The organism is Micromonospora sp. RV43 (genome assembly GCF_001029515.1).
GTDB classification, from domain to species: Bacteria; Actinomycetota; Actinomycetes; order Mycobacteriales; family Micromonosporaceae; genus Micromonospora; species Micromonospora aurantiaca.
In genome coordinates, this window is record NZ_LEKG01000091.1 from 32,820 (window position 1) to 54,833 (window position 22,014).

Annotated in this window: 17 protein-coding genes; 8 read left to right on the forward strand and 9 right to left on the reverse strand. The window is 74.3% G+C overall.

Going from position 1 to position 22,014, the window contains the following annotated elements; all coding sequences use genetic code 11:
* The first annotated feature begins 184 nt into the window (after positions 1-184).
* Positions 185-3,652, forward strand: a complete 3,468-nt coding sequence (locus tag ABD52_RS21580; protein ID WP_082171360.1) for an adenylate/guanylate cyclase domain-containing protein — start codon at positions 185-187, stop codon at positions 3,650-3,652.
* 2 nt (positions 3,653-3,654) lie between these two features.
* Here ABD52_RS21580 and ABD52_RS21585 read toward each other — a convergent pair whose 3' ends face one another.
* Entirely contained in the window at positions 3,655-4,350 is a 696-nt protein-coding gene (locus ABD52_RS21585; protein WP_013475739.1) for a 1-acyl-sn-glycerol-3-phosphate acyltransferase, read from the reverse strand.
* A gap of 186 nt (positions 4,351-4,536) precedes the next feature.
* Here ABD52_RS21585 and ABD52_RS21590 point away from each other — a divergent pair, with 186 nt between their 5' ends.
* Together ABD52_RS21590 and ABD52_RS21595 are read left to right on the forward strand one after the other, a co-directional pair.
* On the forward strand, positions 4,537-5,376 hold the full coding sequence (locus ABD52_RS21590; RefSeq protein ID WP_013287668.1) for a DUF308 domain-containing protein: 840 nt from the start codon (positions 4,537-4,539) through the stop codon (positions 5,374-5,376).
* A gap of 170 nt (positions 5,377-5,546) precedes the next feature.
* The gene (locus tag ABD52_RS21595; protein WP_047893016.1) at positions 5,547-6,965 is read left to right on the forward strand and encodes a trehalose-6-phosphate synthase; all 1,419 of its coding nucleotides are present in this window, start codon (positions 5,547-5,549) and stop codon (positions 6,963-6,965) included.
* Between the two features lie 15 nt (positions 6,966-6,980).
* On the opposite strand, the gene ABD52_RS21600 is transcribed toward ABD52_RS21595, so the two are convergent.
* From ABD52_RS21600 to ABD52_RS21625, 6 genes are all read right to left on the reverse strand, one after another.
* A complete protein-coding gene (locus ABD52_RS21600; RefSeq protein ID WP_047893009.1) occupies positions 6,981-7,808 on the reverse strand; it encodes an alpha/beta hydrolase in 828 nt (275 codons plus the stop codon).
* Positions 7,805-9,211 (reverse strand): NAD(P)/FAD-dependent oxidoreductase, encoded by a 1,407-nt coding sequence (locus ABD52_RS21605; protein ID WP_013475736.1) that lies wholly within the window; start codon positions 9,209-9,211, stop codon positions 7,805-7,807. The genes ABD52_RS21600 and ABD52_RS21605 overlap by 4 nt, the downstream gene beginning before the upstream one ends.
* 380 nt (positions 9,212-9,591) lie before the next feature.
* Positions 9,592-10,290 carry an endonuclease/exonuclease/phosphatase family protein gene (locus ABD52_RS21610; protein WP_047893010.1) on the reverse strand — a complete coding sequence of 233 codons (699 nt, stop codon included), beginning with the start codon at positions 10,288-10,290 and terminating at the stop codon, positions 9,592-9,594.
* A gap of 1 nt (position 10,291) precedes the next feature.
* Positions 10,292-11,239 (reverse strand): ROK family glucokinase, encoded by a 948-nt coding sequence (locus tag ABD52_RS21615; protein WP_013287673.1) that lies wholly within the window; start codon positions 11,237-11,239, stop codon positions 10,292-10,294.
* 73 nt (positions 11,240-11,312) lie between these two features.
* A complete protein-coding gene (locus ABD52_RS21620; protein ID WP_013475735.1) occupies positions 11,313-11,948 on the reverse strand; it encodes a hypothetical protein in 636 nt (211 codons plus the stop codon).
* Positions 11,949-11,989: 41 nt separating this feature from the next.
* Positions 11,990-12,445, reverse strand: a complete 456-nt coding sequence (locus ABD52_RS21625; RefSeq protein WP_013287675.1) for an SRPBCC family protein — start codon at positions 12,443-12,445, stop codon at positions 11,990-11,992.
* Between the two features lie 166 nt (positions 12,446-12,611).
* Here ABD52_RS21625 and ABD52_RS21630 point away from each other — a divergent pair, with 166 nt between their 5' ends.
* The 5 genes from ABD52_RS21630 to ABD52_RS21650 all read left to right on the forward strand — a co-directional run bounded on the left by ABD52_RS21630 (position 12,612) and on the right by ABD52_RS21650 (position 19,561).
* Positions 12,612-14,414, forward strand: a complete 1,803-nt coding sequence (locus ABD52_RS21630) for a long-chain fatty acid--CoA ligase (protein WP_013475734.1) — start codon at positions 12,612-12,614, stop codon at positions 14,412-14,414.
* A 14-nt stretch (positions 14,415-14,428) separates the two neighbouring features.
* Complete coding sequence (locus ABD52_RS21635) at positions 14,429-16,123, forward strand: GAF domain-containing sensor histidine kinase (RefSeq protein WP_013287677.1); 1,695 nt, start codon at positions 14,429-14,431, stop codon at positions 16,121-16,123.
* A 7-nt stretch (positions 16,124-16,130) separates the two neighbouring features.
* Positions 16,131-16,799: a response regulator transcription factor gene (locus tag ABD52_RS21640; RefSeq protein WP_013287678.1), complete on the forward strand. Its 669-nt coding sequence runs from the start codon at positions 16,131-16,133 to the stop codon at positions 16,797-16,799.
* Positions 16,800-16,995: 196 nt separating this feature from the next.
* Positions 16,996-17,808: an SAM-dependent methyltransferase gene (locus tag ABD52_RS21645; protein ID WP_030273947.1), complete on the forward strand. Its 813-nt coding sequence runs from the start codon at positions 16,996-16,998 to the stop codon at positions 17,806-17,808.
* Positions 17,809-17,884: 76 nt separating this feature from the next.
* Positions 17,885-19,561: a bifunctional diguanylate cyclase/phosphodiesterase gene (locus tag ABD52_RS21650; protein WP_225319615.1), complete on the forward strand. Its 1,677-nt coding sequence runs from the start codon at positions 17,885-17,887 to the stop codon at positions 19,559-19,561.
* Between the two features lie 141 nt (positions 19,562-19,702).
* Here ABD52_RS21650 and ABD52_RS21655 read toward each other — a convergent pair whose 3' ends face one another.
* Entirely contained in the window at positions 19,703-20,827 is a 1,125-nt protein-coding gene (locus ABD52_RS21655) for a glycosyltransferase family 4 protein (RefSeq protein WP_047893011.1), read from the reverse strand.
* Positions 20,824-22,014: M48 family metallopeptidase (locus ABD52_RS21660; protein WP_047893017.1), on the reverse strand; the 1,191-nt coding region annotated here is incomplete at its 5' end. The genes ABD52_RS21655 and ABD52_RS21660, both read right to left, overlap by 4 nt.

The window sequence follows — 22,014 nt, forward strand, 5'->3', positions numbered from 1 at the left end:
CGTCCCCCGTGGATCGGTCCATGAGGCGGACAGCCGGACGTGCACGGCAATCTCCCTGTCGACGGGACTTCCTGCTAGGGGAGACTAGACCCGGCCGAACAGCCGTGACGTCCCGCCGACCCGTCGGGTACCCGACTGCGCGGCCGCGCGGGACACTGGGGACCTCACGCGTACGGAGCCGGACATCGACCTCACCTGTGGACACTGCGCCCGGACCGCCGGGCCGGACGACCGTTTCTGCGGTGGGTGCGGCCGTCCGCTGGCCGCGGCCTGCCCAGGCTGCGGCCACGCCAACGACACCGGCGCCAACTTCTGCACCAACTGCGGTCAGCCGCTGCGCGACCACGCGGTCACTGTGCAGGAGGACCGCCGCCAGGTCAGCGTGCTCTTCATCGACATCGTCGACTTCACGACATACGCCGAGCGGGCCGACCCGGAACAGGCCCGCAGCCTGCAACAGGTCTACTTCGCCACGGTGCGCCGGCTGGTGCACCAGTACGGCGGCGTGGTGGAGAAGTACATCGGCGACGCGGTCATGGCGTTGTTCGGCGCGCCGGTGGCCACCGACAACGACGCGCTGCGCTGCGTACGCGCCGGGCTGGAGCTGCAACGCAGCCTGGCCCGGCAGCCGGCCGGACCGCATCCGCCGCTCGGGTTCCGGGTCGGCATCGCCACCGGCGAGGCCCTGGTCGACCTGGCCGCGGCGCGCGACGGCGGCCAGGCGTTCGTCACCGGCGACGTGGTGAACACCGCCAGCCGGTTGCAGGGGCTCGCCCCGGTCGGCGGCGTGGTGGTCGACGAGAGCACCTGGGCGGCCACCCGGCGCGAGATGGAGTACGACGACCAGCCACCGGTGACGTTGCGCGGCCGGTCGTCGGTGAGCCGGATCTGGCTGGCCGTACGGGCGCGGCCCCGGCGCGACGGGCAGACCGCCGAGCTGACCCCGATGGTCGACCGGGACCACGAGCGGGGCCTGCTGGTCAGCGCGTTGCACCGCACGCTGACCGAGCGCACCTCGCAGCTGCTCACCGTCTTCGGCCCGGCCGGGGTGGGCAAGAGCCGGCTGCTGCGCGAGCTGGCCCGGCACGCCGCCAGCCTGCCCGGCACCCGGGTCACCTGGCTGACCGGCCAGTGCCCTCCGTTCGGCGAGAACGTCACCTACGCGGCGCTGGCCGACATCGTCCGGAGCTGGGCCGGGCTGACCGGCGCCGACGACCCGGCCACCATCCGGGACCGGCTGCGCGAGCGACTGGGCCACCTCGCCGACCCGCACGCGGTACGGCTGGCCGAGGCGCTGGGCCCGCTCGTCGGCGTCTCCGGCGAACGGCTCACCTCGGCCGAGACCGAGGCGGCGTGGCGGCGCTTCCTGCTCACCCTGGCCGCGACCGGCCCCACGGTGCTCGTCTTCGAGGACATGCACTGGGCCGACGAGGCGATGCTGTCCTTCGTCGAGCAGCTCGGCGCGGCGGCCCGCAACGTGCCGCTGCTGGTCGTCGCGACCGCCCGGCCGGAACTGCGCGAGCGGCACCCGGCCTGGACCGGCACGATCAGCGGGGCGATGTCCATCTCGGTGCCGCCGATGCACGACGGGGACATCGACACGCTCTACTCGCTGCTGCTCGGCCAGGCCACGCTGCCGCAGGACGCACGGGCGCCGCTGATCGAGTTCGCCGACGGCAACCCGCTCTACGCCCAGGAGTACGCGCGGATGCTGCTCGACGGCGGGCTGGCCGAGCGGACCGCCGGGCTGGCGCTCGTCGACCCGGCCGGGGGCGCCGGGATGCCGCGTACCGTGCAGGCGGTCATCGCCAACCGGCTGGACCTGCTCGACCCGGCCGACCGCGCGGTGCTCCAGGCCGCCTCCGTCGTCGGCGTGCAGTTCTGGGCCGCGCCGGTGGCGCTGGCGCTCGGCCGCCCGGCGGAGTGGGTCGAACGCGCGCTGCACCACCTCCAGCGCCGTGACCTCGTCTACGAGCTGCCCGTGTCGACAATGCCCGGACAGGCGGAGTACCGGTTCCGGCACGTGCTGGTCCGGGACGTCTGCTATCAGCGGCTGCCCCGGGCCGAGCGGGTCGCCCGGCACCAGCGCACCGCCGACTGGCTGGAGCAGCTCGCCGACGGCCGGCAGCACGACCTGGCCGAGGTGCTGGCCAACCACAGGTGGGCGGCGCACGAGATCGCCCGTACGGTCGGGCTGGACCAGACCCCGCACGCCGCCGCGACCCGGTCCGCGCTGCACCGGGCCGCACGCCGGGCGTACGACCTGCACGCGCTGGAGACCGCGGCCACGCTGGTGGACCGCGCGTTGAGCGTGGAGTGCGGTCCGGACCCGGCGCTCGAGCTGTTCCAGGCCGAGCTGGCGTTCTACCGGGACCGGGACGGCTTCCTCGACGGCGGCGGGACGGCGCTGCTCACCACCCTGGCCGGCCGGCTGGCCGGCGCGGGTGACCGGCCCGGTGCGGCGAAGGCGTGGCGGCTGCTGGCCACTGCGGCCTTCGCGCGGGCCGACCGCTCGGAGTTGATGCGCTGCCTGGACCGGGCGATCGGGCTGCACGCCACGCTGCCGGACAGCGAGGACAAGGTGGGCGTGCTGCTGGAGCTGGCGCGGGCGCACATGCTCGACGCGGAGACCGAGCCGGCGTGCGTGGCCGCGCGCACCGCCGCCGAGCTGGCCGAGCGGCTGGAGCTGCGCGAGGCGCGGGCGAACGCGCGCATCACGCTGGCGGTGGTCCGTTACCAGGCCGGCGCCGAGGAGGCGTACGCCGAGCTGGCCGACGTGACCGAGGAGTGCCGGGTGGAGCGGCTGACCAGCCGCCGCCGCGCGGTGCACAACCTGGCCTGGGTGCTCCAGGAGGAGGGCGACCTGACCGGCTCGGCCCGGCTGGTCGACGAGCAGCGCTCGCTGGACCTGGCCGGCGAGCACGCCCTCACGGTGAGCTTCAGCGACCAGTGGGCCCGCTCGTACTACAGCGGGGACTGGACGTCGGCGCTGCGGATGGCCGAGGGGTCGACGCGGCGCCCGACCGACGAGTGGGACCTGCACATCGTGGCCGTGTCCGGCTGGATCCGGGCGCTCGGCGACGACCCGGCCGGGCCGGGCACCGGCGAGGACCTGGTGGACCAGGCGCTCGTCGCGGCCCGGCGCAGCGGCTTCCAGCGCGTGCTGCGCTCCACGCTGGCGCACGCCGCGCTCTGCCGCGCGGTGCAGGGCCGCCGGGACGAGACGATGGCGCTGCTGACCGAGCTGGACGAGGACTGGCGGCAGACCAAGATGATCCCGTTCGCCGAGTGGGTGCCGGCGATCGGTCACGTCGCCGCGCTGCTCGGCGGCGACGCCGCGGTGCTGGTGCGCGACCTGCTGGCCCACGCGCCACGGGTGACCCGCTGGGCACGGGAGGCCGGGCGGTCGGCCGAGGCGGCGCTGGCCCGGGGCGACGGGGACGCCGCGCGGGCGGGCCGGCTGCTCACCTCCGCCGCCGAGGGGTACGCGGAGATGACCGACGTCACCGACCAGATGATCGCGTCCGCGCTGGCGGTCGGGCCGCTGACCGAGGCGGACCCGCCGGCCGCGGCGGCGACGCTGGCCCGGGTACGCGCGTTCGCCGGCCGGCACGCCGCCACCGGGCTGCTCCGGATCGCCGGGGCGGGCTGAGGTCAGGCCGGGACCGGCTGCCCCACCGCGGCGCTCTTGGCCTTCTGGGCGTACGTGTCGACGTACTCGCGGCCGGACAGCTCCATCAGCTCGTACATGATCTCGTCGGTGACCGCCCGCTCGACGAACCGGTCGCCGGCCATCCCGGCGTAGCGGGAGAAGTCCAGTGGCGGGCCGAAGCGGATCCGCACCCGGCCCAGGTTCGGGACGATCTGGCCGGTGGGCTGGATCGCGTCGGAGTTGAGCATGGCCATCGGGACGACCGGGGCGCCGCTCTCCAGCGCCAGCCGCGCCACGCCGGTCTTGCCCCGGTAGAGCCGGCCGTCGGGCGACCGGGTGCCCTCCGGGTAGATGCCGGCGATGCCACCGGCGCGCAGCACGGAGAGCTGGGTGTCGAGGGCGGCCCGGGCGGCCCGTCCGCCGGAGCGGTCGACCGGAATGGTGCCGGAGCCGACGAAGAACATCTTGGTGAGCCGGCCCTTGAGGCCCTTACCGGTGAAGTATTCGGCTTTCGCGATGAATGTGACTTTTCGCTTGACGATCAGCGGCGTGAAGATCGAATCCGAGAAGGAGAGGTGGTTGCTGGCCAGGATCACCGGCCCGGTCTCCGGAACGTGCTCCAGCCCTTCGACCTGCGGGCGGAAGATCAACCTCAGCAGTGGGCCGAGAACGACGTACTTCAGCAGCCAGTACAGCACCGGCGTCCTTCCCGTGTCGGTGGCGGCGGACGGGTCGCCGCGTGGCCCCGGAGGCGCCGGCGGCGCCCACGGGAGTCCGGGAAGAGGGTACGAACGACGAGCGGCACGCCACAACGCACTCCCGGAACCGGGTGCCGACGTGTCACGATTCAGGGCACGGGCAGGGATCGGCGAAGGGGGTGTCCGGTGTCAGGGGGCGGGCCCCGTCGGGGACGACGGGACAACGGGCTCGACGCGGCCGAGTACGCGATCGCGGGCGACGTCGATCCACGCGTCGGCGAGCATCTGCTCGACGTGCTCGCCGCCGGTGGCATCGCGGCCTACCTCCAGCCCTCGGCCGACCTGAACCCGGTGACCCGCACCACCACCGTCCCGGCCCGCCCGGTCGACCGGCTCTACGTCGACAGGTCGCACCTGACCACCGCCCGCGACTACCTGACCCAGCTCGCCGACGAGGGCGGGGGCGACCCGCCGCGCGCCGACGAGCCGGACATCGAGGCCGAGTGGGCGAAGATCGTCGCCGGTTTCCACACCGCGCCGAGCGCCGGCAGCCACCCCTGGCCCGCCGCCGAGGACGTGGACGACCCGCCCGCGCCGGGCACCGCCGCCGGCGGCCGGGCCGAGGAGCCCGCCGGCCCGACCGCCACCGACGTGCGCCGGCTGCCGTACGCCGCCGACGTCTCCGGTGTCTCGCTCAGCCGGGACCGGCACGACGAGCCCTCGCTGCTCGACGGCCTGGACACGTTCGGCGCGAACCTGCCCGACGAGGCGTCGGACGAGGAGCACTACACCCCGCCCCCGCCGCCCCCGCTGCCCCGCTTCTCCAAGTACGCCGTGCTCGGCGTGGCCTGCATCGTGCTCGGCTTCCTGCTGTTCCTGTCCCCCACCGTGGTGTCGCTGGTCGACCCGTCGGTGGTCACGCTGCTCGGCTTCACCGGCATCCTGGCCGGCTTCGTCATGCTGATCTGGCGGCTGCGCCCGGGCGACCGGGACGACCACGACCCGGACGACGGCGCGGTCGTCTGACGGCGCACCGGACGCTGCCCGGATGGCGGGACGCCGCCCGCCCTGGGCGGGGGCGTAACAAGCGTGTAACTTACAGTCAGTAGGAATAGGCCGAACGTCACGTCCCGCACCGGCTGTCCGGCTTGCGACTCCTCCGGGTTGCCGGTCCCCTGCTGAGCGGAATGCCCGAGATGCGACAGAGCCCCCTCGTGGTGGTGGCCAACCGCCTCCCCATCGACGACAGCGTGGCGCCCGACGGCGCCTTCGAGTGGCGCCGCAGCCCCGGCGGCCTGGTGAGCGCCCTGCACCCGCTGCTGCGGCACACACCCGCCACCTGGGTGGGCTGGGCCGGCGGTACCGGCCCCGCGCCCGACCTGCCGGACGTGGACGGCGTCCGGATGCACACCGTGCCGCTGAGCGCCGAGGACTTCCGCGACCACTACGAGGGCTTCGCCAACGCCACCCTCTGGCCGCTCTACCACGACGCCGTCGAGCAGCCGGAGTACCACCGGCGCTGGTGGGAGGCGTACCAGCGGGTCAACCAGCGGTTCGCCGAGGCCGCGGCCCGGGTGGCCGAGCCGGGCGGTCTGGTCTGGGTGCAGGACTACCACCTCCAGCTGGTGCCGGGTCTGCTCCGCGAGCTGCGCCCCGACCTGCGGATCGGGTTCTTCCTGCACGTGCCGTTCCCGCCGCCGGAACTGTTCATGCAGCTGCCCCGCCGGGCCGAACTGCTGCGCGGCATGCTCGGCGCCGACCTGGTCGGCTTCCAGCGGGCCCAGGCCGCGCACAACTTCGCCCAGCTCGCCGCCAAGGTGCTCGGCCTGCCCGCCACCGACCGGCGGATCGGTGTGGACGGCCGGGTGGTGCGCATCGGTGCCTTCCCGGTCGCCATCGACACCGCCGAGATGTCCGCGCTCGCCGCCCGCCCCGAGGTCGCCGAGCGGGCCCGCCGGCTGCGGCAGGACCTCGGCCGGCCCGAGCAGGTGATCCTCAGCGTCGACCGGATGGACTACACGAAGGGCATCGAGCAACGCCTCAAGGCGTACCGGGAGCTGCTCGCCAACGGCGACATCAAGGTCCGCGACACGGTGCTGGTCCAGGTGGCGGTGCCCAGCCGCGACCGGGTGGCGCAGTACCAGATCCTCCGCGACCGGGTGGAGCACCAGGTCGGCCGGATCAACGGTGAGTTCGGACGGGTCGGCGAGCCGGCGATCCACTACCTCACCCAGCCGTTCGACCGCGCCGAGCTGGTGGCGCTCTACCGGGTCGCGGACGTGATGGCGGTGACGCCGCTGCGCGACGGCATGAATCTGGTCGCGAAGGAGTACGTGGCGGCCCGGGTCGACGGCACCGGCGCGCTGCTGCTGAGCGAGTTCGCCGGCGCCGCCTCCGAACTGGAGCAGGCGTACCTGGTCAACCCGCACGACCTCGACGGCCTGAAGCAGGGGCTGCTGGCCGCGCTGCGCGCCGGCCCGGAGGACGTCGCGGCCCGGATGCGCTCGATGCGCGAACACCTGGCCCACAACGACATCCACGCCTGGGCGGCGTCCTACCTCAGCGCGCTGGAGGAGAGCGGAACGCTCGTCGGCCGCCGCCCCGCCACCCGGTGACCCGAGCCCCGGCGCTCACCCCTGGGCGGGCGCCGGGTCCTTGTCCAGCCAGTCCAGGATCGCGTCGATCGGCTCGCGCCAGCGGGCGTCGAGCATCAGGTCGTGCCCCATGCCGGGGAACAGCAGCGGCGCCGAGGCGTACCGCCAGGCGGCCCTGGTCAGCGCCGCGGCCGGCAGCACCCGGTCGTCCGGGCTGCCGAGCACCAGCACCGGCGGGCGGCCCACCGCAGGCTCCGGCGACCGGCCGGTCAGCAGCTGCCACTGCGCCCGCCGCCCGGCCCGGCCCAGCCGGGCCAGGTGCCGCCGCGCGTCGGCGTCCGGCAGCTCCCGGCTGAACAACTGCCGCCGGTTGAGTCGCAGTCCGGCGCCGAAGACCGCAGGCACCGTGCCGACCGGGTTGCGCCGCAACGCCGTCCCGAACGTGCCCCAGCCGCCGAGCACCGGCGCCACCAGCACCGCGGCCCGCGCCGGGTAGCGGGCCATCGCGTGCGCCACGACCCGGGCGCCGGCGCCGTGCCCCACCAGCACCGCCTGCCGCGGCAGGCTCGCCGCCACCTGCGTCACGTCATGGGTGTACGACCGCAGCGTCGCCTCCGGCGCCGGCTCGCTGCCGCCGTGCCCGCGCAGGCTCAGCGCGTACGCCGGGAAGCCGCGACCGGCGGCGTGCCCCAGCCAGTGCTCGGCGAACGCCCACGCCCCGTGCCCGAACCCGGGCACGAACAGCAGCGGCGGCTTCGCCTCCTCCCGCTCCGGCAGGGCGGCGAGCACCTCGCGGCGGGCGGGCCGCTCCGGGCGGGCCCACTCCCAGGACCGGACCACCCGCACCCGCTCGGCCGCCGTCATTTACCCTCCTCCAGCTCGTGCAGCGCCCGCTGGAGCGCGCGCAGGTAGTCGGCGTGCCCGACCTCGAACCAGTGCCGGGTGCTGTCCTTGACCTTCGCCGAGTACCGCTCGCCCAGGCCGGCCCGGACCTTGCGGTCGAACGCGGCGGCCCGCTCCGGCCGGGTGGCGCGCAGCGTGAGCAGCCGGGCGAACAGCACGCTCTGCCAGTGCGAGATCGGGAAGATGCCGGAGTCCGGCTGCACCAGGCCGACCACCGCGAGCGTGGGGTGACCGGCGGTGAACGCGTTGAGCCACAGCCGGGGCCGTCCGGAGCCGTCCTCGTCGCCGAGCACCCGGCCCTTGAGGAACTCGAAGCGCGGCAGGTAGCCGGTGGCGAAGACGACCAGTTCAGGGTCGATCCGGCGGCCGTCGGTCAGCTCCACCGCGCGGTCGTCGAACCGGGCCACGTCCGGCACCGGGGTCACTTCGCCGTGTCCGACGTAGTAGACGAGCTGGCTGTTGGCGATCGGGTGCGTCTCGTAGACCCGGTGGTCGGGCTTGGGCATGCCGAACCGGGTCAGGTCGCCGACGGTCAGCCGCAGCGTCCAGTGGTAGAGCCACTGCCGTACGCGCAACGGCACCCGCAGCGCCAGCAGCGTGTCGTTCACCTGGTCGGCGGGGCGGCCGAGGACGTACTTGGGGGCGTACCAGTAGCCGCGGCGGGTGGAGTGCCAGCAGTGTGACGCCTGCTGGGCCGCCTCCACCGCTATGTCGCAGCCGGTGTTGCCGGCGCCGACCACGAGCACCCGCTTGCCGCGCAACTGCGCCGGGTCCTTGTAGGACGAGGCGTGCATGACCTCGCCGCGGAACTCCTCCAGCCCCTCGTAGCGGGGCAGCTTGGGCGACCAGTTGTGGCCGTTGGCGAGCACCACGGCGGCGTACCGGGAGGTGCGCTCGGGGCCGTAGCCGCCGGTGCTGCGCGTGGTCACGTCCCAGCGGTCCCCCTCGACCGGCTCGACGCGGACCACCTCGGTGCCGAACCAGACGTGCTGGCGCAGGTCGAAGTGGTCGGCGTACCGCTCGAAGTAGGACAGCAGCTGGCTGTGGTGCGGGTAGTCCGGCCAGTCGTCGGGCATCGGGAAGTCGGGGAACTGGGTGAACGGCCGGGACGAGATCAGGTGGGTGCTGGCGTACACCGGGCTGCGGTCGTGCCGCCAGTTCCAGGCGCCGCCGACGCCGGTCTCCCGCTCGTAGCAGTCCACGCCGAAGCCGGCCTCGCGCAGGTTCTTCACGGCGGTCAGGCCGCTGGCGCCGGCGCCGATCACGCAGACCGTGTCGCCCCGGTCGGAGACCGGGCGGTCGTCGCGGACCGGGACGTCCGTCCGGTCCGGATCGGGGCGACCGGGGTCGGTGGAGGAGGACACCGCGAATTCTCCTTTGTGCGGCACGCGTGCCGGGTCGGAGCGAAATCCTGCCGAGAATGCCCGCCGTTGTCCAGCCATCGGATCCGGCACCCGGCGCCCGCCCGGCTCCCCTGACTCAGCGTCACCGCAGAGCCGGTCACCGAGCGTGAGTGGACCGGCGGCGCGGGAGGCGTACCCTCTTTGGCCCTTTGCTCTGCAGCCACGGACGCAGCACCGCCGGGAGCTGCGCCGATGTCTCGCGGCCGTCCGGCCGGGACACGGCCCGCCGGTCACGGCGGGTAGCTGGTGCGCATATGGCGGCAGAGCAAAGGCGGCGGAGCGGTGGTCCTGCCGGCCGCCGGGCACCTGACCGTGCGTCACGGCCCGGCGGTCCGTGCCGGTCAGGCGGTGGGCAGCAGCAGGTCGACCAGGACCGGGAAGTGGTCGCTGGCCCGGCGGGCCGCCGGCGTGTCCACCACGTCGTAGTCGACCACCGTGATCCGGGGGTCGACGAACAGCGCGTCGATGCGGCGGCGCGGGTCGGCGCAGGAGAACGTGTGCCGGTCGGCCCGGTCGGCGGCGAGCGCCGTGTCGGTGAGCCCCTCGGCGAGCGTCTGCCAGGCCGGCCCGTCCGGGCCCTCGTTGATGTCCGCGCCGGCCACCACGGGCAGCGTGGACGCGGCCAGCTCACGCTTGAACGCCGCCGCCTGGGCGGGCCGCTCGGCCGGGTCGGTGGACAGGTGCGAGCCGGCCAGCAGCACGTCGACGCCGCCGACCCGGCAGTACGCATACGCGGCGCCGCGCATGTGCCGTCCCGGCGTCAGCGGGTACCGCTGGCAGCTGGTGTCGACGACCCGCAGCCGCAGGCTGGTCAGCAGCACGTTGCCCAGCGACGGCAGGCCACCGGCCGCCACGACCATGCCGAACGACTCGGCCAGCGCGGCGGTCTTCTGCCGCCACCGGAACCGGCGCGGTCCCTCCTGGACGATCACCACGTCCGGGGCTGCCGTCCGGACCACCTCGGCCAGCGCGGCCGTGTCGTCGCGCTGGCTGTGGATGTTGTACGACACGACCCGCAGCGGCACACCCGCATCAGTCATGTCAGATCCGCCGGGCCAGGTCGGCGGCGCCGATCACACCGGCGGTGTTGCCCAGCTCGGCCGGGCGCACCTCGGCGACGGGCAGGCGGCTGCGCTGGGCCAGCGCGTCGGCGAACGACCGCCGGGTCGGGCCGAGCAGCAGGTCACCGGCGTCGATCACGCCGCCGCCCACCACCAGCACCTGCGGGTCGAGGATCTGCGCCATGTCGGCGAGGCTGGTGCCGAGCCAGCGGCCGACCTGGGCGAACGCCTCGGTGGAGACCGGGTCGCCGCCCTTCGCGGCGGCGGTCACCATCGGACCGGTGATCGTCTCGGCCTCGCCCCCGGCCAGCTCCAGCAACGCGGCCGCCCGGTGCGGCTCCTGCCGGGCGGCGGCGCGGGCGAAGCGGACCAGCGCGCTGCCGCTCGCGTACTGCTCGATGCAGCCCAGCCGGCCGCAGCCGCACTGGTGGCCGTCCGGCACGGTGAGCATGTGGCCCAGCTCGGCGGCGATGCCGTTGGCGCCGCGGACCAGGCCACCGCCGAGCACGATGCCGCCGCCGACACCGGTGCCGATGGTGAACATGACCATCGAGTCGTCGGCGTCGCGGGCCGCGCCGTAGCGGAACTCCGCCCAGGCGGCCACGTTCCCGTCGTTCTCCACGATCACCGGCAGGCCGGTGGCGTCGCCGACGTACGTGCGCAGCGGCTCGTCCCGCCAGGCCAGGTTCGGGGCGAACAGCACTGTGGAGCGGGAGGCGTCGATCCAGCCCGCGGCGCCGATGCCGACCGCCTCCACGGCGTGACCGGCGGCCAGTTCGGTGACCACCTCGATGATGACGTCGCGGGTCTTGGCCACGTCGTCGGCGGGGGTGTCCCGTCGCGTCTGCACGAGTACCGTGCCGGCGTCGTCCACGACACCGCCGGCCACCTTCGTGCCACCGACGTCGACTCCGATGGTCAGCGTCACCGCTGCCACTCCCCTCTGCTGTGCTGCCCGGGGACCGGCCGAACCGGCCGTACGGTCCCGGGATGTCCGGTGGTCAGGCCCCGTCGCCTGGTGCGTCCGCGCCCACCTCTCCGGACGCCCGCGAGGCGGGCACCACGGGACGGCCGGCCGGTGTCCGGCTCGTGTCCGGCTCCGGCGGCCCGGCGGCGTCGGCGGTGGCACCCGAATCGGCCGCGCCCTCCCCCCGGGTGGCGGCGGACCACACGTCCTGCTCGGGTGCCGGCTGAGAATCATGCCCGGTACGGGTCGCCTCGCGCCACACGTGGTCCCCGGATCCGGCCGGTGCGGCGGTGCCGGCGTCGGCGGTTCGCTCCGGCTCGGCCGGGGTGAACGCGCGCAGCAGGCTGGCCACCCCGGCCGCCAGGTCCCCGGCGCCGGTGGCAAGCCGCTCGGCGAACTCGGGACTTGGATCCCGCAACGCGGCGATACCGCGACAGACGGGGCAGACACAGCATTCCGGCGAGCCGGTGGCGAAACCGGCGGGCGCGGGCGTCTCCGGAGCGGGGCCGGCGCCGGGCGGGGTGTGACCGAGGACACCGGAGAGGATCCCACCGAGCGGACCCCAGGCGCCGGAGCCGGGTGCGGCGGCGGCCATCTTCGCGCCGGCGAGCAGTGTGGCGACGAGGCGCTCGGCCTCTTCCCGGGCCGAACCCGGATCAGTGGTGCCCATGGTTCGGCTCCTCCAGCGTGACTACCGGGACGACGGTCGGGTCATTGCGCCGCACCGGGTGCTTCTACCCGGCGCTTGAGCTGCTTCAACGCCGCGTCCATGATCATTTTCTCGGCCTTGCGGCGGAACATGCCGAGCATCGCCACGGACAGCTCCACCTCAAGGGTGTACGTCACCGTGGTCGTCCCGTCCGGGTTGCCCACCAGGTCGTACGACCCGCGCTGGGAGCGCTGCATCTTCGACGGGGCGACCAGGTGCCACTCGATCCGGGAGATGTCCTCGGCGTACTCGTAGGCCAGCACGTACTCGTCGGCCATCACGCCGGCGTCGAGGGTGAACCGGACCTGGCTGGCGTAGCCGTCCTCGTACTCCTCGATCACCTCGGCCCGGCGTACCGCCTCGGCCCACTCGGGATAACTCGGGAAGTCGCAGATGACGGCCGCCACCCGGTCCGGTGACGCGCCGACGATGATCGACTGGGTGGAGGAGTCCGCCATGTGGGGAGGCTACCCGGCCGCCTCCCGCCCGGTCCCGCTCCACCCGCCGGACGGCGTCCCACCAGCCGGGCGGGCAACCTCCCTGGCAGACCCCCCGGGGTGTGCGGGTAGGTTTCGACAGAGCCGACCAGGCCGGCCCCCGCCGGTAGAGCACGAGGGAGTGCAGGTGCGCGAGTTCTCCGTCCCGCCGATCGTCACCGTCGGCGACGCGGCCAACCTGACCGACCCGGTCTGGGAAAACGCCGAGGTCGCCCCGGACACCGTGCAGTTCGTCCGCCCCGGCGCGGGAACGGACGCGCGCGAGGATGTCACCTGCCGCCAGTTCCGCGACGAGGTGGTGGCGGTGGCGCAGGGCCTGATCGCCGCAGGCGTCTCGCCCGGCGACCGGGTCGGCCTGATGAGCCGCACCCGCTACGAGTGGACCTTGTTCGACTACGCGATCTGGGCGGCCGGCGCGGTGACCGTGCCGATCTACGAGACCTCCAGCGCCGAGCAGGCCGCCTGGATCCTCGGCGACTCCGGCGCCGTGGCGGTGGTGGTGGAGAGCACCGCGCACGCCACCATGGTCGCCGGCGTCCGGGACCGGCTGCCCGAGCTGCGCGAGGTGTGGCAGATCGACCTGGGCGCCGTCGACGACCTGGTCGCCGCCGGTGCGTCGGTGGACCGGGCCGAGGTGGAGACCCGCCGCTCGCTGCTCAAGGCCGACGACGTCGCCACGATCATCTACACCAGCGGCACCACCGGCCGGCCCAAGGGCTGCGTGCTGACCCACCGCAACATCTACTCCGACATCGCCAACGCGGTGCCGGTGCTGCCGAACCTGTTCCGCCAGGGCGCCTCCACCCTGCTGTTCCTGCCGCTCGCGCACGCCTTCGCCCGGCTCATCCAGGTCGGCGTCGTGCACGCCCGGGCCACCATGGCGCACTGCGCGGACACCAAGAACCTGGTCGCCGAGCTGCAGGACTTCAAGCCGACGTTCGTGCTCTCCGTACCCCGGGTCTTCGAGAAGGTCTACAACGGCGCGCGGCAGAAGGCCGAGTCCGAGGGGAAGGGCAAGATCTTCGACCGCGCGGAGAAGGTCGCCATCGCGTGGAGCGAGGCCCAGGAGCTGCCGGGCGGTCCCGGCCTCGGGCTGCGCGCGCAGCACGCCCTCTTCGACAAGCTGGTCTACCGCAAGCTGCGGGCGGCGATGGGCGGCCGGTGCCGCGACGCCATCTCCGGCGGCGCGCCGCTGGGCGCGCGGCTCGGGCACTTCTTCCGCGGCGTCGGGGTGACCATCTGCGAGGGGTACGGCCTCACCGAGACCTCGCCGGCCGCCGCCGCCAACCTGCCCACCGGCACCCGGATCGGCACCGTCGGCCGCCCGCTGCCCGGCGTGACCATCCGGATCGACGACGACGGCGAGGTCCTGATCGCCGGCGACATCGTCTTCCAGGGCTACTGGCACAACGACGCGGCCACCGCCGAGGCGATCAGCACCGACGGCTGGTTCCGCACCGGCGACCTCGGGCACCTGGACGACGACGGCTACCTGAGCATCACCGGCCGCAAGAAGGAGATCATCGTGACCGCCGGCGGCAAGAACGTCGCCCCGGCGGTGCTGGAGGACCAGGTGCGGGCGCACCCGCTGATCAGCCAGTGCGTGGTGGTCGGCGACCGGCAGCCGTTCATCGCCGCGCTGGTCACCATCGACGAGGAGGCGCTGCCGAAGTGGCTGGCCGGGCAGGGGCGCCCGGAGACCACGAGCATGGCCGAGCTGCGCGACGACGCGGCGCTGCGCGCCGAGGTGCAGTCCGCGATCGACCAGGCCAACCAGGCGGTCTCCAAGGCCGAGGCGATCAAGGTGTTCCGGATCCTGCCGCATGACTTCACCGAGACCACCGGCGAGCTGACCCCGTCGCTGAAGGTCAAGCGTCAGGTCGTGCACAAGACGTACGCCTCGGAGATCGCCGAGATCTACCGGGGCTGACTACCATCCGTCACGTGCCCGCCTCCACATCCCGCCAGCCGTCGACGCAGCCCCTCGCGGCGGCGGCTCGCGCGGTCCTCCTCGCGCTGGTCGCCGCCCTGACCCTGTTCGCCACCCGCGACGCCACCCAGCTCTGGTGGATCGCGCTGCTGGGCGTCGCCGGCCTGCCCGCCGTGCTCGCCCCCCAACACCGGCTGCTCGCCCCGATCAGCCGCTTCGCCGAGGTGGTGGTGCTCGGGCTGGCCGCCAGCCAGGTCGCCGCCGACACCCATCTGTCCGGCGTGACCGGCGGGGTGGGCGCCTCGGCGGTACTGCCGTACCTCGCCGTGCCGGTCACCGTGACCGCGCTGAGCCGCCGGTTCCGCGAGGGCGCCGCGCTGCTCGCCGTGGCGGCGGCGACGCTGCTGGCCAGCGCCGCGTTCACGCAGGTCGACGGCGGGCCGCAGCTCGGCCAGGTCGGCTACCTCGCGGTCTGCGCCCAGTGGCTGATCCTCGCCGGGCTCGGCCTCTACACCGCCGGCACGCTCCAGCGCGTCATGCGGGTGCGCGGCGAGGGCAAACCCCAGCCGTACGCCGAGGCGACCCGCCTGCTCACCCAGCTCCGTACGGTCGCCCGCCAGCTGCCCGGCGCCACCCTCGACCCGGGCGGCATCTCCGAGCACCTGCTGGAGGAACTGCGGGTGGTGGCCAAGACCGACCGGGGCGCGGTGCTGTCCGCCAGCGGCGGCGGCCGGCTCGTGGTGCTCGCGCAGATCGGCGCGGACCGGGTCGACTGGGAGACCACGCTCGACGCCGACTCCGCCATCGCCGACGCCTGGGCCAGCCAGCAGCCGACCGTCTCGGCCCGCTCGCAGGCCCGGTCCCGGCGCTCCGGCGAGGTTTCCGCGCTGATCGTCCCGCTGGTGGCGGGCGTACGCACTGTCGGCCTGGTGGTGATCGAGGCGGACACCGCCGCCGCGTACCCGCCGCCCGTGGTGTCCCGGGTGACGGCGCTGACCGGCCCGGCGGCGCTGCGGCTCGAAGCCGCGCTGCTCTTCGACGAGGTGCGCTCGCTGGCGACCAACGAGGAGCGGCAGCGGCTGGCCCGGGAGATCCACGACGGGGTCGCCCAGGAGCTGGTCATGGTCGGGTACGGCATCGACAACGCGCTCGCCACCGTGCACGAGGACGCGGAGGAGACCGCCGACTCGCTGCGCACGCTGCGCCAGGAGGTCACCCGGGTGATCACCGAGCTGCGGCTGAGCCTGTTCGAGCTGCGCAGCGAGGTGGACCGGCACGGTGGCCTGGCCGCCGCCATCGCCGAGTACGCCCGCACCGTCGGCGCGTCCGGCGGCCTGCGGGTGCACCTGTCGCTGGACGAGTCCACCGCCCGGCTGCCGGCCGCCACCGAGGCCGAGTTGCTGCGCATCGCGCAGGAGGCGGTGACGAACGCGCGCAAGCACGCCGGCGCCTCGAACCTGTGGGTCACGTGCGAGGTGGATCCCCCGTACACCCGAATCGAAGTGTCGGATGACGGTCACGGCATCGGTGACCAGCGCCCGGACGGGCACTATGGCCTTGCGATCATGGCCGAGAGGGCGGAACGTATCCGAGGCCGGTTGGAGATCAGGCCGCGGCAGCCGAGTGGGACGACTGTGGCGGTGGTGCTCGGTTCGTCGCCCCGGCGCGATAAGGTGCGCGGCAGCGCCGCAGCAGCAGAAGGGGAGTAACCCGAGGATGACCAGCAGTCCGACACCGGCCACCCGTACCAAGGTTCTCCTGGTCGACGACCACGACCTCATCCGCAAGGGGCTGCGTCACGCGTTCGAGCGCGACCGTCAGTTCGAGGTCGTGGGCGAGGCGGCCACCGCTGCGGAGGGCGTGCGCCAGGCCGGCGCGCTCCAGCCCGACGTGGTGATCATGGACCTCCGCCTGCCCGACGGCAGCGGCCTGGAGGCCACCCGCGCCCTGCGGAAGTCCAGTGCGTCCATGGGCATCGTCGTGCTCACCATGTACGCCGGTGACGACCAGCTCTTCGGTGCCCTGGAGGCGGGTGCGAGCGCGTTCGTGCCGAAGACCGCCCCGGCCGACGAGGTGGTGGCCGCCGCCCGGCACGCCGCCTCCTCTCCCAGCGCGTTCACCGCCGCCGACCTGGCCGAGGCGATGAAGCGCCGGCTGGCGCCGTCCGGCCCGCAGCTGTCCCCCCGTGAGGGCCAGGTGCTGCGGCTGCTCGCCGACGGCATGAGCGTGGCCGGCATCGCCAAGCAGCTGTTCGTCAGCGAGTCGACCGCCAAGACCCACATCTCCAAGCTCTACGAGAAGCTGGGTGCCGCCAACCGGGCGCAGGCGCTGATGACCGCGCTGCGGCTGGGGCTGCTGGAGGCCCCGGACGCCCCGAAGTTCTGAGGCGTACCGCCGGAAGAGGCCCCGTCCACCACGGACGCGGGCCTCTCGGCGTTCCCGGCCACGTGTGGTCGCGTACGGTGAGCAGCCGGACGCGTAGCGACGGCGGTCTTTGCACCGCGACGGCGGAGGGGCAGAATACCCGGGTGATCCGCGCGGCGGTGACGACCGCGTGTCGCCGACACCCGAGGGGCAGGACATGCAGCGGCCGGACTGGGCACCCGAGACGATCGACATCGAGCGCCCCAGCGTCGCCCGCATGTACGACTACTACCTCGGCGGCTCGCACAACTTCGCCGCCGACCGGGCGGCCGCCCGCGCGATGGTGGAGGCGGTGCCGGAGGCGCCGCTGATGGCGCAGGCCAACCGCGCGTTCCTGCGCCGGGCGGTGCAGTACCTCGCCCAGGCCGGCATCCGCCAGTTCCTCGACATCGGCTCCGGCATCCCGACCGTCGGCAACGTGCACGAGATCGCGCAGCGGATCGACCCGGAGTCGCGCGTGGTCTACGTCGACGTGGACCCGGTGGCGGTGGCGCACAGCCAGGAGATCCTGGCCGGCAACGAGCACGCCGCGGTGCTCCAGGAGGACCTGCGCAACCCGGAGGCGATCCTCGCTCACCCGGAGGTCACCCGGCTGCTGGACTTCACCCGGCCGGTCGCCGTGATGGTCGTGGCGGTGCTGCACTTCATCCCGGACGCCGACCGCCCGGAGGAGATCCTGCGGACGCTGCGCGGGGCGCTGGCGCCCGGCAGCCACCTGGTGCTCTCCCAGGCCAGCGAGGACGGCCGTGCCGGCACCGGCGAACGGGCCGAGGCGGAGCGGGTCTACCGGCGTACCGACAGCCAGCTCTGGATCCGCAGCCGGGCCGAGATGACCGCACTGTTCGACGGCTTCGAGCTGGTCGACCCGGGCGTGGTGTGGGTGCCGCAGTGGCGGCCGGACTCCCCCGACCAGGCGGAGAACGCCGAGCGGGCCGTCTTCATGGGCGGGGTCGGGCGGCTCGGTGGGTGACGACGCGGCCCGCAGCAGGCCCGGCGTCTTCGCCCGGGCCTGGGCCAAGGCGGTGTCCGGCACCAGCTACCTGCCGATGACCCAGTCGCAGCTGGAGGAGATGCTGCAACGGCTCACCGACCGGCTGGCCCAGGCGCTGCGCGCCGAACCGTTCGACCTGCGGATCGGCCAGCAGGTCGGCGCGGAGCTGGTGCAGGCGCACATCGCCTCCGCGGAAGGGCTGGGCCGCACCGTCGAGGTGATCCAGCTGCGCCTGGTTCGCGACCTCGACCTGGTCGTCGACGACGTCGAGGACCGGATGGCCCGGCTGCTCGCCACGGTCGCCACCGGGTACGCCCGCGCCCTGCGCGACCGCACGCTGGACGAGCAGGAGTCCATCCGCCGGGCCGCCATGATGGCCCGTGCGCAGGCGGAACGGGCGCTGCGCGACAGCGAGGCCCGGTTCCGGCACCAGGCCACCCACGACCCGCTCACCGGCCTGCCGAACCGCACGCTGTTCACCGAACGGCTGACCGCCGCGATCACCGCGCCGGGGCGGGGCGCCGACCGGGTCGGTGTCTGCTTCCTCGACCTGGACCGGTTCAAGGTCGTCAACGACTCCCTCGGCCACCAGATCGGCGACTCGCTGCTGGTGACGGTGGCGCAGCGCCTGCACCGGGCGCTCGGCGAGCACCTGGTGGCCCGGCTCGGCGGCGACGAGTTCGTGATCCTGGTCGAACGCACCGCCGGCACCGACGACGCGGTGAAGGTCGCCGAGGCGGCCCTCGCCGCGGTACGCGAACCGGCGCTCGTCGACGGCCACGAGCTGACCGTCTCCGCGAGCATCGGCATCGTGGAACGCCCGGTCGCGGGCACCTCGCCGATGGACCTGATGCGCGCGGCCGACAGCACGCTGCACTGGGCCAAGGCCGCCGGCGGGGCCCGCTGGTCGCTGTTCGACGCCGACCGCAACCGCCGCGACCTGGCCCGGTACGCGCTGTCCGCGGCGATCCCCGCCGCGCTGGACCGGGGCGAGTTCTACCTCGACTACCAGCCGCTGACGTCGTTGCGCGACGGGCGGGTGCTCGGCATGGAGGCGCTTGTGCGCTGGCGTCACCCGGAGCTGGGTGTGCTGCGGCCGGACAGCTTCATCCCGCTGGCCGAGGAGACCGGGTTGATCGTCCGGCTCGGCAGCTGGGTGCTGGCCGAGGCGTGCCGCGAGGCGGGCACCTGGCCGGACGCGGAGGGCGACGCGCCGTTCGTCAGCGTCAACCTCGCCGTCCGGCAGTTGCACCGCACCGACCTGGTGACCGAGGTACGCGGTGTGCTCGGGCGCACCGGCCTGCCGCCGCACCGGCTGCAACTGGAGATCACCGAGAGCACCATGATGAGCACAGTGGTCGAGCCGGTGCGGGCCCTGCGGGTGCTCGGTGACCTCGGGGTCCGGGTCGCCATCGACGACTTCGGCACCGGCTACTGCAACCTCGCGTACCTGCGGGACCTGCCGGTCGACGAGCTGAAGGTGGCGGGCGAGTTCGTGACCGGCCTGCGCGCGCCGGGCAGCGGCACCGACGAGCGGATCCTCGCCTCGCTCGTGTCGCTGGCGCACGCGCTGGACCTCACAGTCACCGCCGAGGGCGTGGAGACGGCCGACCAGGCCGACCGGCTGCGCGCGATCGGCTGCGACGCCGGGCAGGGCTGGCACTTCGGCCGTCCCGGCCCGGCCGCGCCGCACCTGGGCCGGGTGCCCGCCCACGTCGACGCGGCCTCTTGACGCGGCCGTCGCCCTGACCCGGCCGCCGCCTGACCCGGCCGGCCCGCAGTTGCCCTGATCCGGCCGGCACGCGGCCTGCCGGCCCGGCCCGCGCGGGGTTCCGTGGCCCGATCGTGGTGGTCCGCTTCGCCTGACCTACCCTCAGCCGGCCAGCAGGGCGGCCATCCGCTGTGCCTGCGTCTCCCAGCGCCACTCCCGCTCCACCCAGGCGCGCCCGGCGGCGCCGAACTGCCGGGCCAGATCCCGGTCGGCGAGCAGCGTGGCCACCCGGTCGGCGAGCTGGGCCACGTCCCGGCCCCCGACCACGTACCCGGTCTCCCCCTCGCGCACAGCGTCCGGCGCGCCGCCGGAGTCACCGGCCACCACCGGCAGCCCGGTCGCGCTCGCCTCCAGGTAGACGATCCCGAGGCCCTCCACGTCCAGCCCGCGGTTGCGAGTACGGCACGGCATCGCGTAGACGTCGCCGGCCGCGTAGTGGGCGGGCAGCTCGGCCGAGGGCACCGAGCCGGTGAAGACCACATCGCGTTCCAGCCCGGTCTGCCGGGCCAGCTTCTCCAGCGTCGACCGGTACGGGCCGCCGCCGACCACGAGCAGCGCGGCGTCCGGCACCCGGCGGCGGATCTCCGGCAGCGCGCGGATCAGCATGTCCTGGCCCTTGCGGGGCACCAGCCGCGACACGCACACCACCACCGGCCGGTCGGCCAGCCCGAGCCGTGACCGGACCCGCCCGCCGTCGACGTCCGGGTGGTAGGTGTCCACGTCCACGCCGGGCGCGAGCCGCCGCAGCTCGGTGAGCCCGTCCAGCACGCGGGCCAGCCGCGCCCGGGTGTACTCGCCGAGGTAGGTGGTCACGTCCACGCCCCGCCCGATCCGGCGCAACGCCGACCGGGCGCCTGGGAGCGCCGCCCAGCCGACCTCGTGGCCGTGGGTCAGCGCCACCGCCCGGCGGATCCCGGCCCGCCGCCGCAGGCCCGCGGCGAGCAGCCCCAGCGGGGCCGCCGCGCCGAACCACACGGTGTCGCAGTCGTACGCGCGCGCCAGCCGCGCCGCCCGCCGGGCGATCAGCGGGGTGGGCAGCAGCACCCGGGTCCGCTCCCGGACCACCTCGAACGGCTGGTCGGCGTCGAACTTCTCCGCCCCGCGCCAGCTCGACGCGTACACCACCACCGAGCCGGGCTGCTGGCGTACCGCGAGGTTGTGCACGAACGACTGGATGCCGCCGGGGCGCGGCGGGAAGTCGTTGGTGATCAGCAAGCTACGGCTCATCGGCCGGACTCCCTGGCGTAGGCGCGGGCGGCGGCCATCCGCTCCACGGTGGACGGGTGGGTCGCCGACCAGAGGCGCTCCCAGCGCGGCGGATCGGGGTCGGCCAGGTTGACCCCGGCCAGTCGCCGCTGCATCGCCTCGAACGTCGCCGGGTCGCCGGTGAGCGCCAGCGCGTGGGCGTCGGCGCGGGCCTCGATCCGGCGGGAGACGAGCGCCTGCACCGGGGTGGAGAGCAGGCCGGCGACCGTGACCAGCACGATCAGCAGCGGGAACGCCCGCGGCTGGGCGATCGAGTCGACGCCGGCGAGCCGCAGCAGCGGCGTCCACGAGCCGATCAGGTAGAGCGCCACCACCGCGGCGGCGGCGGCGAGCGCGCCGAGCACCGTGCCGGTCCACACGTCCCGGTCCTTCGCGTGCCCCAGTTCGTGGGCGACCACGCTTGTCACCTCGGCCGGTTCCGCCTCGCGCAGCAGCGTGTCGTAGACGACCACCCGCCGGGTCGGGCCGAGCCCGGAGACGTACGCGTTCACCGCACTGGTGCGCCGGGACGCGTCGGCGACGAGCACGTCGCGCACCGGTACGCCGTCCCGGGCGGCCATCGCGGTCAGCTCGCTGCGCAGCGGGCCCGGCTCCATCGGGGTGAACCGGTTGAACACCGGCTCTACCAGCACCGGCAGCACGAACGACAGCACCACCACCAGGACCGCCGCGCCGGCCGCGCCGAACGCCCACCACCAGCGCGGGGCGAGCCGTACCACTGTGTAGAAGCCGAGCAGGACCAGCGCGCCGATCACCGCGCTGACCGCGTACGACTTGAGCAGGTCGACCGCCCAGCCGCCCCAGGTCTGGGTGCTCAGCCCGTAGCGGACCAGCACGGTCCGGCGCCAGGCCGCGAACGGCAGCGTGAGCAGGTCGGCGAGGAACATGACGGCGAGCCCGCCGAGCACGGCCTGCGCGATCCAGTGCCCGCCGAAGGGCCGGCCGGCCAGTTCGACAAGGCGCCCGCCCAGCGGGGTCAGCCCGAGCAGCAGCGCCACCACCAGCCCTACTGCGAGCGCCGACCAGGCCGCCGGGCGCAGCGCGCCGTGGAACGCCCGGCCCCGGGTCACCTGCTCGGCCGGGAGGTCTCGCAGTGCCGCGAGCTGGTCGGCGCCACGAGCAGCGCGACCACCAGGCCGCCCAGGGTC